This is a genomic window from Marinobacter nanhaiticus D15-8W (assembly GCF_036511935.1).
GTDB lineage: Bacteria > Pseudomonadota > Gammaproteobacteria > Pseudomonadales > Oleiphilaceae > Marinobacter_A > Marinobacter_A nanhaiticus.
Genome location: NZ_AP028878.1, coordinates 3,259,308 through 3,272,826 on the forward strand (window position 1 = coordinate 3,259,308; position 13,519 = coordinate 3,272,826).

The window sequence follows — 13,519 nt, forward strand, 5'->3', positions numbered from 1 at the left end:
GGTCGGCCTTCTTATTCAAGGGGTCCCAACTGGACCGAGAACAGCCCTCTCTGTCAACGGAGAGGTCAGAAACGACTATTCCAATACTTTACGGGCATTACGGAACAGCCTGAGCCAAGGCGCATCCTCGCCCCAGCTGTCCGGATGCCATGAATATTGCGCCGTGCGGAATACCCTCTCCGGGTGCGGCATCATGATGGTTACCCGACCGTCCTGGGAGGTCAGGCCGGTAATACCGCCAGCGGAACCATTCGGGTTGAACGGATAGCGTTCTGTCGGGTGCCCCTCGTTGCTAACGTAGCGCAAAGACACCAGTCCATTTTCCTGGAGCTGGGATGCATCCTCACTGGAGTGGAATTCCACCCGGCCTTCGCCATGGGCAACAGCGATGGGCATGCGTGAACCTGCCATCCCATCCAGGATCAGGGACTGTGACTCCTGAACCTCAACCATCACCAGACGGGCCTCGAACTGCTCGGACTCGTTCCTGACGAAACGTGGCCAGTGATCCGTGCCCGGGATCAACTCGTGGAGATTAGAAAGCATTTGGCAGCCGTTACAGACCCCCAGGGCCAGCGTATCCGGCCGGGCGAAGAAACCTGCAAACTGCTCCCGGACCCGCTCGTTGAACAGGATCGACTTGGCCCAGCCTTCGCCGGCGCCCAGCACATCCCCATAAGAGAAGCCGCCACAGGCAACCATCGCCCGGAACGTTTCCAGGGTGACACGGCCCGATAGCACGTCGCTCATATGCACATCGATCGCATCGAAACCGGCCCGGTCAAAGGCCGCCGCCATCTCGACCTGTCCGTTGACGCCTTGCTCACGCAACACTGCAACTTTTGGGCGAGCCCCGCTATTGACGAAAGGCGCAGCCACGTCTTCGCTCAAGTCGAACGTCAGGTTGACGTTCAGGCCCGGATCGGCCGGCGCCAGCAGGTTGTCGTATTCCTGCTTGGCACAATCGGCATTGTCCCGCAGGGACTGGATACGATAACTGGTTTCGGACCAGAGTCGCTGGTATTCCTCGCGGGAAGTATCGATGACCGACTGATCCCCAAAGGTAAATCGAATGCGGTCCGCATCGTTGAGGGAGCCGACGACAGCAGTGTGTTCGCCCAATCCGGCAGCCGTAAACTGCTGGAGGACGAAGGGCGTGTCCTCGCGGCGAACCTGGATGACCGCACCCAGCTCCTCGTTGAAGAGCTCCCGGGCGAACTGACTCGACTCTTCGGCCAGACCATCCAGCTTAATATCGATGCCAGTGTGTCCGGCGAAGGCCATCTCTACCAGAGTGGCGAACATGCCGCCATCGGAACGATCATGATAGGCCAGCAGCTTGTCATCAGTATTGAGCCCCTGGATAACAGCAAAGAACGCCTTGATATCCTCGGGGTCGTCAAGATCCGGTGCCACCGCCCCAACCTGGTTGTATACCTGAGCCAGGGCAGATCCACCTAAGCGGTTCTGGCCAGCAGCCAGGTCAATGAGGATCAGATCGGTTTCACCCTTGTCTGTGCGCAATTCCGGTGTCAGTGTCTTACGGACATTGTTAACCGGCGCAAAACCGCTGATGATCAGGGAAAGAGGCGCAGTTACACTCTTCTGCTCACCATTGTCCTCTTCCCAAACGGTCTTCATGGACATGGAGTCCTTGCCTACCGGGATAGTGATTCCCAGGGCCGGGCAGAGTTCCATACCTACGGCGCGCACAGTTTCGTATAGGTTTTCGTCCTCGCCGGGATGCCCGGCGGCCGCCATCCAGTTGGCGGAAAGACGAATATCGGACAGGTTCTCGATCGACGCCGCTGCCAGGTTCGTGATCACCTCACCCACGGCCATCCGGCCCGAAGCCGGTGAGTCGATCAACGCCACCGGTGTACGCTCCCCCATCGCCATGGCTTCTCCGGCCAGGGTATCGAAGGAGGACGCCGTCACCGCTACATCGCTGACCGGCACCTGCCAGGGCCCGACCATCTGGTCGCGGGACACCAGCCCGGTAATCGTGCGGTCGCCGATCGTAATCAGGAAGCTCTTGCTGCCCACTGACGGGAGCCGCAGGACCCGGCGCGCAGCATCATTGACGTCGATCTTGCGGGAATCGAAGATCGCCTTGGTAAAGGACGCACGCTCGACGCTACGGTGCATGCGCGGCGGCTTGCCGAACAGGACATCCATTGGCAAGTCGACGGGACGATCGTCGAAATAGGCATCCGACAGGGTCAGGTGCGACTCTTCGGTGGCTTCACCTATGACGGCGTAAGGGCAACGTTCGCGCCGACAGATCGCATCGAAACGCTCGATCTGATCCGGGGCCACGGCCAGGACATAACGTTCCTGGGATTCGTTACACCAGATTTCGAGCGGCGACATGCCCGGCTCGTCACTAGGGATATCGCGTAGCTCGAAACGACCGCCACGACCACCATCCTTGACCAACTCCGGCATGGCGTTCGAAAGACCACCGGCACCGACGTCGTGAATAAAGCTGATCGGGTTGGCATCACCTAACTGCCAGCAGCGGTCGATGACTTCCTGGCAGCGGCGTTCCATTTCCGGGTTGTCGCGCTGTACCGAGGCAAAGTCCAGATCCTCGTGGCTACTGCCGGAATCCATGGAAGACGCCGCGCCGCCGCCCAGACCAATCAGCATGGCCGGACCGCCCAGCACGATCAGCTTGGCGCCCACCGGGATATCGCCCTTTTCCACGTGGTCTGCGCGAATATTGCCGAGACCACCGGCGATCATGATCGGCTTGTGATAGCCGCGCACTTCCTCGCCGGCGGCACCGGGCGCGACCTGCTCGAAGGTGCGGAAATAACCGGCCAGGTTGGGGCGACCGAATTCGTTGTTGAAGGAGGCGCCGCCAATTGGGCCCTCGATCATGATGTCCAGCGGCGACGCAATGCGCTCCGGTTTGCCGTAGGGGGCCTCCCAGGGCTGAATATCATCAGGAATATTGAGGTTGGAGACGGTGAAGCCGGCCAGACCTGCCTTCGGCTTGGAGCCACGACCGGTCGCGCCTTCATCGCGAATTTCTCCACCGGCGCCCGTCGCCGATCCCGGATGTGGGGAAATGGCCGTCGGGTGGTTATGGGTCTCCACCTTCATCAGGATATGAATATCTTCGGGATGGTAACGATAGGTGCCATCCTTCGGGTCCGGATAGAAGCGACCGGCCCGCGCGCCACGAATGACAGCAGCATTGTCTTTATAGGCAGACAGAACCCCCTCGCTGTTCATCTCGAAGGTGTTCTTGATCATCGCAAACAGCGATTTCTCCTGGCCTTCGCCGTCGATATCCCACGAGGCATTGAAGATCTTGTGGCGGCAATGCTCGGAGTTCGCCTGGGCGAACATCATCAGCTCCACATCGACCGGATCCCGCTCGAGTCGGGTAAAGGCATCCACCAGGTAATCAATCTCGTCGTCGGCGAGCGCCAGACCTAATTGCTGGTTCGCTTCGACCAGCGCCGGACGCCCCCCACTCATCACCGGAATGCGATTGGGCGTACGCGGCTCTTCGCGATGGAACAACAACTCCGCGCCGCCCATCTCGTGAAATACCCGTTGGGTCATGCGGTCGTGCAACAAACTGGCAATCGCCTCGCGTTGCTCCAGCTTCAGCTTGCAATCGGCATGGATATAGAACGCCGTGCCCCGCTCAATACGCCGAATTTGACGCAGACCGCAGATGCGAGCGATATCGGTCGCCTTGGTCGACCAGGGCGAAATGGTTCCGGGCCGGGGTACCACAAGGAATAGCACGCCTTCGGCATCCTGGGTATCGGCCGTCGGCCCGTAGGTCAGCAAGCGGTTTAGGATCTGCTCGTCCTCTTCCGACAGGGCCTCGGGCAGGTCGACGAAATGCATGAACTCCGCATAGATGCTTGAGACTGCCGGCACCAGGGCCTGGACCTGGGACAGGAGTTTTTCGGAGCGGAAAAGTGAAAGTGCGGGGGCACCGCGGAGTTCCAGCATGGCAAAAACCTGTATCGCGCTGATCTGGGGTATGGGGCTGACACGAGCAACCCCGTTAAAAAGACGGGCGCAATGATACTGGAAACCGCGCCCCGGATACAGATTAGCCTGACGCCCAAATGGGCTAATCCGGCCAGCCATCCGCGGAGCGCCGCCGTCTGGGACCAATGACCTTCAACGGCTTGCGCAGCGTTCCTTCCGGTCTTTCATCCGACGTTTTCCGCCCACCAGAATTTACAGGCTTTTGCAGTGTTCGACGGATAGTTAATTGACCGGCACCCCCATTTTCGGGATTATCAGGAAACCACCTGATCGCCCGACGGCTGTTTGCACCCTAATCAGCATTATTACAAATTTTTAGTGTCGAAAATTCGTACAAAGCGTTCATAGTACGCGGTTCAGTTTGATGCAGTACGGCAAAACTGCGCGAACGTTGTAACCGGACACAGAAGAACAAGCGGGCGTGATCGAATTGTCCAGGGAGTTTGGACAGCAGCGCCGGACCAGCCTGCCCAGGCCGGATCTGCGCATGTAACTCGATCGGGACGGCATTGATCTGTCACAGACACGGCACGTACCGCGACGTTAGGAGACTAGGGATTTGTCAGTCGTATCCATCTTGAAATCATCCGGTCGAAGACCACTCTATGCAGCACTCGTGGTAAGCCTTGCCAGCGCGTTGACGGCCTGCTCGCGCCCGTCCACCCTGGAAGAGCTGCGCCAGGAAGGTGTACTGCACGTGATTGCCCGGCCCTCACCCTCGGTCTATTACGAGGGGCGCGAAGGCCCGACCGGCTTCGAGTACGAACTGGCCAAGCGTTTCGCCAACGAGTTGGGCGTGGAACTGCGTGTCCGCGAGGCGGAAGGAAACGGGCAGATTCTATCGGTGCTGGAAAAAGGTTATGCCCATATCGGGCTTGCCGGTCTCGCCGGCACGGTGCAGGCTACCGACGAATTCAAGACCGTACCCACCAGTCTGAAAGTCCAGTCCACGCTTATCTACAACCGCGATGCCGAATCCGCCAGCTCACCCGATGACGTGGGTGAGCGTGTTATTCACGCCGTAGCAAACAGCAATCATATCGAGCCGCTATCTGAATTGGTGAAAGCGCATCCCGGCCTGCGCTGGAAAAGCCACGAGGACATCGACACCGCCGGCATTCTCGAACGCGTTGAAAACGGTGAATTCGAGGTCGCCGTGGTCGACTCCACCGAGCTCGCGCTCAATCAGGTGTTCTTTCCGCACGTCAAGAAAGGCTTCGACCTGAATGAGCCCCAGCCCATTGCCTGGCTGTTCCCAGCCCAACAGGATGACAGCCTGGTGCAGGCGGCCCAGAAATTCTTCAATAAAATGCAGGCCAATGGCAGCCTCGCCCAGCTCAAGGAGCGTTTCTACGGCCACCTGGATCGACTGAACTATGTTGGCGCGCGGACCTTCGTCTATCACGTACGGAACCGTCTTCCGACCTATGAACTGTCGTTCCAGGAAACAGCTGCAGAATACAAAATGGACTGGCGCCTGCTTGCCGCCATCGGTTATCAGGAATCCCATTGGCGCCCCAACGCCGTCTCACCAACCGGCGTGAGGGGCATGATGATGCTCACGCGCAATACGGCGCAGTATGTGGGTATCGACAATCGTCTGGACCCCGAGAAAAGTATCGATGGCGGCGCCAAGTACTTCCAGATGGTGCACGACCAGATCCCCGACGACATTCCGGAGCCCGACCGCACCTGGTTTGCCCTCGCCTCCTATAACGTGGGCTATGGGCACCTGGAAGACGCCCGCCGCCTGACGGAAGACGCCGGCAAGAACCCGGATCGCTGGATCGACGTTAAAGAGTTCCTGCCCCTGCTTGCGCAGAAGGAGTGGTACACCAAGACGCGCTACGGCTATGCCCGTGGTCATGAGCCAGTCGTCTATGTGCAGAATATCCGCCGCTACTACGACGTACTGGCCTGGATGAAGCAGCCGATGTCGGCGAACGAGCAGCTGGCCCAATCGCCGGAATTCCCCAATCTTGACAGGGATGCAGACCCCATTGAGGCAACCCCGGCGGAAGCCCAGGACGTGCCCAAGTCATTATCCTTCGCACCGCCGACGCTCTGATTGCGTCACGGTGCGGATAGGTTACGAATCAGCGTCGATAGCCCTTTCAGTAAACCCCTCGCGCGAGCCACTCACGTCACCAGATCGTCATCGGGCTCTTCACGAGCCTCCAGCGCCCGCATACCCAAGCCAAAACGCCGCCGGCGAGCCTGGATTGCCCGATCGGCCCACTGCTGATCCGAAATATCCGTCATGCATTCTGGCCGCTGGAACACGCCACGCTGCTGCAGCTCACTTTCGATCCGGAGCGGGCCGTAACCCAGATCCATCCGCTGCCGGGCGTAGACATCCGCAAACCGGGCATCGTCGAGCCAGCCTTCCTCCTCGTACTCGTCCAGCACCGGGTCGATGACTTCCGGCATCAGCTTGCGCTGCATCAGTTTCAGGCGCAGCTCCTGCCGACTGTGCTCCCGCCGGGCGAGCAGTTTCAGCGCCACCGAACGGGCACGGTATTCAGGATCTTCTTTGGCGGCTTTCGATTGGCCGAGTGCCATGGCAGGCATCCATTTCTCTGAAGTAGTTCCTGGCACCTGACAATGCCACGCGGGCCTGTGCAGGGGCTCCCCAAAACGATTAGACTAACCCACCAGAAACGCCAGCGTCGATGGCGCAGGCGTGCGCTACGGCAGCCGGTCAAGCCCGCTGCAGACTTCTGACTTTTCTTCCAGGTCAGCAACTTGCCTCGTTTTGTTGGAATCGTGTTTATGGCGGCATTCATCAAGAAACTCTTCAAGAACAAGAAAACGGACAACGTTCCAAAACCCATGGACGTGAGCCGGCTGGATCCAGCCAACGCCAAGGACCTGGACACCCTGATCCAGGCTGCCCGACACGGTGAAACCAATGCCGTGCGCACGGCCGCTATCGAACAGATCAACCATATCCGTCACTTGATTCCGCTCTACACTGAGGCCTCGGCCAATATGCGCAGCCGACTGGCGCAGCGCATCAGCGACCTCTCCCAGGCAGAACCCCAACAGGTCAATGAAGCCCTTGAGGCGCTCAAGGATCCCCAGCAGCAGGCCTTGGTACGGCAACTCTGCCAAGGACAAGATGAAAGCGCGCAACAGGTTTCTGCGGATACTGAACCCAAACAGTTGTTGAGGCTGGCCATCGAAGGCAAGACAGCGGCTGTTCGCCTGGCTGCCGCCGAACGCATCGAAAAGGAAGAAGACCTCCAGGCCGTCCAGAAGGCGGCCAAAGGGCGCGATAAGGGGGTTTACCAAGCAGCCCGCAAAAAATTGCAGTCCCTGCGGCAGGCCCAGGAAAAAGCCGCTTCCGTACAGGCATCTATCGGCGACCTGATCCAGCAGATGGAGGAACAGGCACGCACGGAGAATATGCAGCTCTATGGCGCTCGGGTAGAAAGCCTCCAGAGCCAATGGAAAAACGTCGCTGGCGACGCATCGCCAGAGCAGCAGACCGCCTTCCTTTCGGCACTCGATACCTGCCGCCGTCGAATCCACGAAGCCGAACGGGCGTCGGCGCAGGAAGCGGAAAGTCAGCAGAAGGCCGAAGAGCGTACAGCGACCCTCGAACTCCTGCGCAGCACGTTGAACACCCTGGCGGCGGAGGTGCCTGAGCGCGGCCCGTCCCTCTCATCCCTGGACGCGCTGCAGAAGACCCAGGAAAACCGTTGGATGGAAGCAACGCGCGATACCGACGTGGGCAAGGCGGAGCAGAAGGAATACCAGGCCCTGATGCTCGAACTGCGCAATTACATCGGCGCGGTCCAGCGCCTGTCCGCCCAGCAGGAAACCATGGTCCGACTGGCGGAAGCCGAAACGCCTGACACTGGCGAACTGAAGCAGACCCTGAACGCGGTCGACTGGCCGGAGGGTTACGCTCAGCCGGAACAGCTCGAATCCCTCACTCGTAAGCTCGGCCAGGAAAAGCAATTGCAGAAGGCCCAGTCCAGCGACCAGAAAGCCCAGCAAAAAGTACTGGACGACCTGCTCGATCGACTGGCGCGATCCCTGGAACAGAACCTGTTCTCCGAGTCCCGCCAATTGCATAAGCAGGCACAGCATGCATTCAATGGACTCGATCACAAGCATAGTCAGGCGCGCCAGGCCCGACTGACGCTGCTCGGCCGACAATTGCAAGAGTTAGAAGACTGGCGCGGTTTCGCTACCCGGCCCAAGCAGGAAGAGCTTTGCCAAGCCATGGAGTACCTCGCCGAACAGCATATAGAGCCAGAAGCCAAGGCAGCGCGAATCAAGGAACTGCAGCAGGAGTGGCGTGATCTGGGAGGCTCTTCCGATCAATCCCTTTGGCATCGATTCAAGGCAGCTTCCGACGCGGCCTACGAGCCTTGCCAAGCTTACTTCGCCGCCAAGTCGGAGCTTAAGGAGGCCAACCTTGAAAAGCGCAAGGCGATTTGCGACCAGTTAGCCGAGTTCGCCAACAACGCCGATTGGTCCACGGTTGACTGGAAAGCGGTGGAACGCATCCATCGGGTGGCGCGCGAGGAGTGGCGTAGCGCATGGCCCGTGGACTTCAAGGCCAACCGCGGCCTGCAAAAGACTTTCGACCACCTGCTCAAACAGATTGAAGCACCTTTGAACGAAGAACGGCGCCGGAACGAAGCGCTCAAGCAATCCATCGTCGAGCGCGCCGAAGCCCTGATCGAGCATGAGCCTCTTAACGAGGCGATGGAACAAGCCAAGGAGCTACAAAAGGAATGGGAAGCGGTAGGTCTTACCCGTCACCGTGAAGATCGCAAACTCTGGCAGGCGTTCCGGGCCGCCTGCGATACCATCTTCGGCCGCCGCGACGCCCAGCGCGCGGAACAGGCCGCCGAAGACCACGCCGCGGTGGAACAGTTACAGCAGGCCATCAGCGCCAGTGAAACCGTGCGTACGGATGGCGATGTCGGCGTGGAGCAACTGCAAGCCCAGCTTCGCCAGCTTAACCAGACGCCGGTGCCACGCAAGCTACCCCGCGCCGTGAGCGACGCGCTCGACCATGAGAAACACGCCCTCAAAAGTCATATCCAGAAGGCCCTGCGGCAGAAACGTGCCGCCGATTGGCAGGCGCGTATTAACCGGTCCCTCGCGGAAACGGATGCGGCCAATACCGACGTCGTTCCTGGAGACCTCCCGTCGCCACGGGAAATCGCCGTGAGGCTTGAGATTGCCACCGGTTCCAGTTCTCCGGACGAGGACCAAGAGCTGCGCATGAAACAACAGGTCGAGCGTCTGGCCGCCGGTATGGGTGGTGCCACCACCAACACCGAAGACGAGATCGAGCGGCTGGTTACCTGTTGGTGTTCACAGTCCATCCCGACCAGCGAAGCCGAAGTCCTGATACCACGTTTGCACCGGGCCCTCGAGCACTGGAGAGGCTAAGCCCTGCCTCCGGAACCGCGGGCGGATTATTCCCGCTTGTGGTTCCGGACGAATTCCCGGGCGTCGATAACCCGTCGCCTCACCTTCTCCTTCATCTCCTCCATTTCCGGGTCCGCCAGATAGAACTTCATATCGATCGTGTGTCGATAGTAACGCGGCGGTAGACGATTCAGTGCCACACACATGACATCGATCAGGAAATCGTCCTCGTCACCCGGTTGACGGGTGGCTTCGACAGCCTCAGCCACAAGCCGTTCATAGAAGTTATCGATGGTATCGAGCAGGGACATGACATCTCGCCTCTTGCCAAATCAGAAATATCGTCTTGTATCGCCGTGATCTTCTGGCGCTGACACTATTTAGTTCGTCCAGTCACCGGACGCGCTATCTACAGATTAGAAGGGGGAGGCCGCATTGTCAGTTTGCTCGAGGGAACGCGACGATGATCCACGGCCGCTGAGCAGTTTCGTCAATGTAATTGGCAGGCGGTGCCATTACACGCCTGCAGACCGCGGGCTAAGGTGGCGGCTTGCAAGCGTCAACAACATGCACGAATGCTGACACCACTCGAATACTGACAACAACCGAATTCCGACAACAATAGACATCTAGTCTTTCAGTCCCGGCACAAAGAGGGAAAACCATGACCACAGACGCCTATATCTTCGATGCGGTGCGGACACCGCGGGGTCGCGGCAAGAAGGATGGCGCACTTCACAGCGTCAAACCGATCACCCTGCTCACGACGATCCTCAAGGCCTTGCAAGAACGTAACGACCTCGATACCGCCCAAGTCGACGACATTGTCATGGGCTGCGTTACCGCTATCGGTGACCAGGGCGCGGATATCGCCAAGACGGCTGCTCTCGCCGCACAGTGGGATGAAGTGGTGGCCGGTGTCACCCTGAACCGGTTCTGCGCCTCAGGACTGGAGGCCGCCAACCTGGCGGCAATGAAAGTTCGCTCCGGGTGGGAAGATCTGGTGGTCGCCGGCGGCGTCGAGGCTATGTCCCGGGTCCCCATGGGTTCGGATGGCGGCGCCTGGGCGAGCGACCCGGAAACCAACCTCAAGACTGGATTCATGCCCCAGGGAATCGGCGCCGACCTGATCGCGACGATCGAAGGCTTCAGCCGGGAAGAGGTGGACCGATTCGCCGTAAGTTCACAGAAGAAGGCCGCAGCCGCGTGGGAGAGCGGCCATTTCAAGCGCTCCATCATTCCGATTACCGATCAGAACGGCGTCATGATCCTGGATCGGGACGAACACGTTCGTGCCGGCACGACACTCGAATCCCTCGCGCAACTCAAGCCTTCGTTCCAGATGATGGGCGAAATGGGCTTTGACGGCGTGGCCCGTGAGAAATACCACTATGTGGAGAAGATCAACCACGTGCACCACGCCGGCAACTCCTCTGGCATTGTCGATGGCGCGACAGCCTTGCTGATCGGCAGTGAGGCCAAGGGTCGAGAATTGGGCCTTAAGCCCCGCGCCCGGATCGTCGCGACGGCCGTTACCAGTACCGATCCCACGATCATGCTGACCGGGCCCGCTCCGGCCACCCGCAAGGCCCTAAGTAAGGCAGGGCTCGACGTAAGCGATATTGACCTGTTCGAGGTGAACGAAGCCTTCGCCGCAGTGGTCATGCGCTTCCAGAAAGAGCTTGGTGTACCGGACGACAAGGTCAACGTCAATGGCGGCGCCATCGCCATGGGTCATCCGCTGGGCGCCACCGGCGCCATAATCCTCGGAACCCTGATGGATGAGCTGGAGCGGCGTCAGAAGCGCTACGGGCTCGCAACTCTCTGTGTCGGTGGCGGCATGGGTATCGCCACCATCATCGAACGCTGTTGAGCCGGGACAGAAAAGGATCGAACCATGACTGCTATTCGTTACGACATCGACGACAAGAATATCCTGACCCTCACCATCGACATGCCCGGCCAGTCCGCCAACACCATGAACGCCACGTTCCGCGACGCGCTGACGGATACCGTGGCCAAGGTCGAAAAAGACCTCGATTCCCTGAAGGGCATCATCCTTACGTCCGCCAAGAAGACGTTCTTCGCCGGCGGCGACCTCAACGAACTGTATAAGGTGACGCCCGACCAGGCGGCCGAATTCGAAACCATGGTCGATGGTTTGAAAAGCCAGATGCGTTTCCTGGAAACCAGCGGCAAACCTGTTGTGGCAGCGATTAATGGCTCCGCCCTGGGCGGGGGGCTCGAACTTTGTATGGCCTGTCACCATCGTGTCGTCCTGGACCACGACAGCATCCAGCTCGGTCTGCCGGAAGTGACACTGGGGCTGCTGCCCGGCAGTGGGGGCACACAGAGACTGCCGCGTATGGTCGGGCTCGAGGCTTCTTTCCCCTACCTGATGGAAGGTAAGAAGGCCAACCCAAAAGCGGCGCTGAAGCTTGGCATGGTCGATGCGCTGGCCAGGGATACCGATGACCTTATGTCTCAGGCCCGGGCATTTATAGAGGCTAACCCCAGCTGCCAACAACCTTGGGATAAGAAGGGTTTCAGGATTCCCGGCGGCGGGCCACAGCATCCAGCCATGGCCCAGAAACTCGCCATTGCACCAGCGATGCTGAAACAGAAAACCAAGGGCTGTTACCCCGCCCCGGAAGCCATCCTTTCTGCTGTAGTCGAAGGCGCCCAGGTGGACTTCGATAACGGCTCAAAGATCGAAACCCGCTACTTTACCCAACTGGTCGTGGGTCAGGTTGCCAAGAACATGACCGGCACCTTCTGGTTCCAGCTCAACGCCATCAAGGCCGGCAGTAGCCGACCGGCAGGCGTCGAGCCGGCGAAGTTCGCCAAAGTCGGCGTTCTTGGAGCCGGAATGATGGGGGCCGGTATCGCCTATTCCACGGCAATCCGGGGCATCGATGTGGTGCTTAAGGACGTCTCAGTGGACAACGCCGAGAAAGGTAAGGCTTATTCCCGCAAGCTGCTGGACAAGAAAGTCAGCCGCGACCGTATGGACGATGCCGGGCGGGAAGCCGTACTCAGCCGGATCAACGCGACGGACGCTGCCGAAGACCTGGCTGGTTGCGACTTGATCATCGAGGCGGTGTTCGAGGACAGCGACCTGAAAGCCAACGTGACCCGGGAAGCTGAGCAGAAACTGGTGGAAGGCGGACTGTTCGCCTCCAACACCTCGACAATCCCGATTACCCAACTCGCCAGGGCATCGGAGCACCCCGAGAGGTTTATCGGTCTCCACTTTTTCTCGCCGGTGGACAAGATGCAACTGGTGGAAATCATCGCCGGCGAACAAACCTCGGACGATACGCTGGCCCGCGCATTCGACTACGTCCAGCAGATCGGCAAGATTCCTATCGTGGTCAACGACAGTCGCGGTTTCTTTACCTCACGAGTATTCGGCACCTTCGTCAACGAAGGGGTTGCCATGGTGCGGGAGGGTATCCACCCGGCCAGCATAGAGAATGCCGGCATCCTGGCGGGTATGCCGGTCGGCCCATTAGCCGTCTGCGACGAAGTGAGCCTGACCCTGATCCAGCACGTCCGCAACCAGAGTCGCAAGGATATTGAAGCCGCCGGGAAGTCCTGGACGCCACACCCGGCCGAAGCGGTCATCGACCGCATGGTGGATGAGTTCAATCGCAAGGGCAAAGCTGCGGGCGCCGGTTTCTACGACTATCCTGAATCGGGCAAGAAGCAGATCTGGCAAGGTTTGGTAAACACCTTCACCAATCACGAAAAAGCCGCCGCGACGGACTTGCAGACCCTCAAGGATCGCTTACTCTTCATCCAGTCCATCGAGACCGTACGCTGCCTCGAGGAAGGTGTCCTAAGAACGGTGGAGGACGCCAACATCGGCAGTATCTTCGGTATCGGTTTCGCCGCCTGGAGCGGTGGTGCTATCCAGTTCATCAACCAGTACGGGGTCCGCGCCTTTACAGAACGGGCCAGAATACTGGCTGAGCAATTCGGTGAGCGCTTTGCGCCACCCAGGCTGTTGCTGGAAAAAGCGGAACGCAATACGCGTTTCGAATAACCCCTGGAATATGCTCCAGGTCAATAGGCGAACGGTCCCCAGACTGTAAGA

At 59.4% G+C, this 13,519-nt stretch carries 7 protein-coding genes; 4 read left to right on the forward strand and 3 right to left on the reverse strand.

Annotation, left to right across the window (positions count from 1 at the left end; all coding sequences use genetic code 11):
- Positions 1-75: 75 nt before the first annotated feature.
- Positions 76-3,981 (reverse strand): phosphoribosylformylglycinamidine synthase, encoded by a 3,906-nt coding sequence (purL, locus tag RE428_RS14485; protein ID WP_004582864.1) that lies wholly within the window; start codon positions 3,979-3,981, stop codon positions 76-78.
- 658 nt (positions 3,982-4,639) lie between these two features.
- Between purL and mltF the strand changes: the two genes are divergently transcribed.
- Complete coding sequence (gene mltF / locus RE428_RS14490; protein WP_004582863.1) at positions 4,640-6,091, forward strand: membrane-bound lytic murein transglycosylase MltF; 1,452 nt, start codon at positions 4,640-4,642, stop codon at positions 6,089-6,091.
- A gap of 71 nt (positions 6,092-6,162) precedes the next feature.
- On the opposite strand, the gene RE428_RS14495 is transcribed toward mltF, so the two are convergent.
- Complete coding sequence (locus RE428_RS14495; protein WP_004582862.1) at positions 6,163-6,585, reverse strand: regulatory protein RecX; 423 nt, start codon at positions 6,583-6,585, stop codon at positions 6,163-6,165.
- A gap of 210 nt (positions 6,586-6,795) precedes the next feature.
- On the opposite strand from RE428_RS14495, the gene RE428_RS14500 reads away from it, so the two are divergent.
- A complete protein-coding gene (locus RE428_RS14500) occupies positions 6,796-9,441 on the forward strand; it encodes a DUF349 domain-containing protein (protein ID WP_004582861.1) in 2,646 nt (881 codons plus the stop codon).
- 26 nt (positions 9,442-9,467) lie between these two features.
- Here RE428_RS14500 and RE428_RS14505 read toward each other — a convergent pair whose 3' ends face one another.
- Positions 9,468-9,731: a late competence development ComFB family protein gene (locus RE428_RS14505; protein WP_004582860.1), complete on the reverse strand. Its 264-nt coding sequence runs from the start codon at positions 9,729-9,731 to the stop codon at positions 9,468-9,470.
- 353 nt (positions 9,732-10,084) lie between these two features.
- Here RE428_RS14505 and RE428_RS14510 point away from each other — a divergent pair, with 353 nt between their 5' ends.
- Positions 10,085-11,293: an acetyl-CoA C-acetyltransferase gene (locus tag RE428_RS14510; RefSeq protein WP_004582859.1), complete on the forward strand. Its 1,209-nt coding sequence runs from the start codon at positions 10,085-10,087 to the stop codon at positions 11,291-11,293.
- Positions 11,294-11,317: 24 nt separating this feature from the next.
- Entirely contained in the window at positions 11,318-13,468 is a 2,151-nt protein-coding gene (locus tag RE428_RS14515) for a 3-hydroxyacyl-CoA dehydrogenase NAD-binding domain-containing protein (RefSeq protein WP_004582858.1), read from the forward strand.
- Positions 13,469-13,519: the final 51 nt, after the last annotated feature.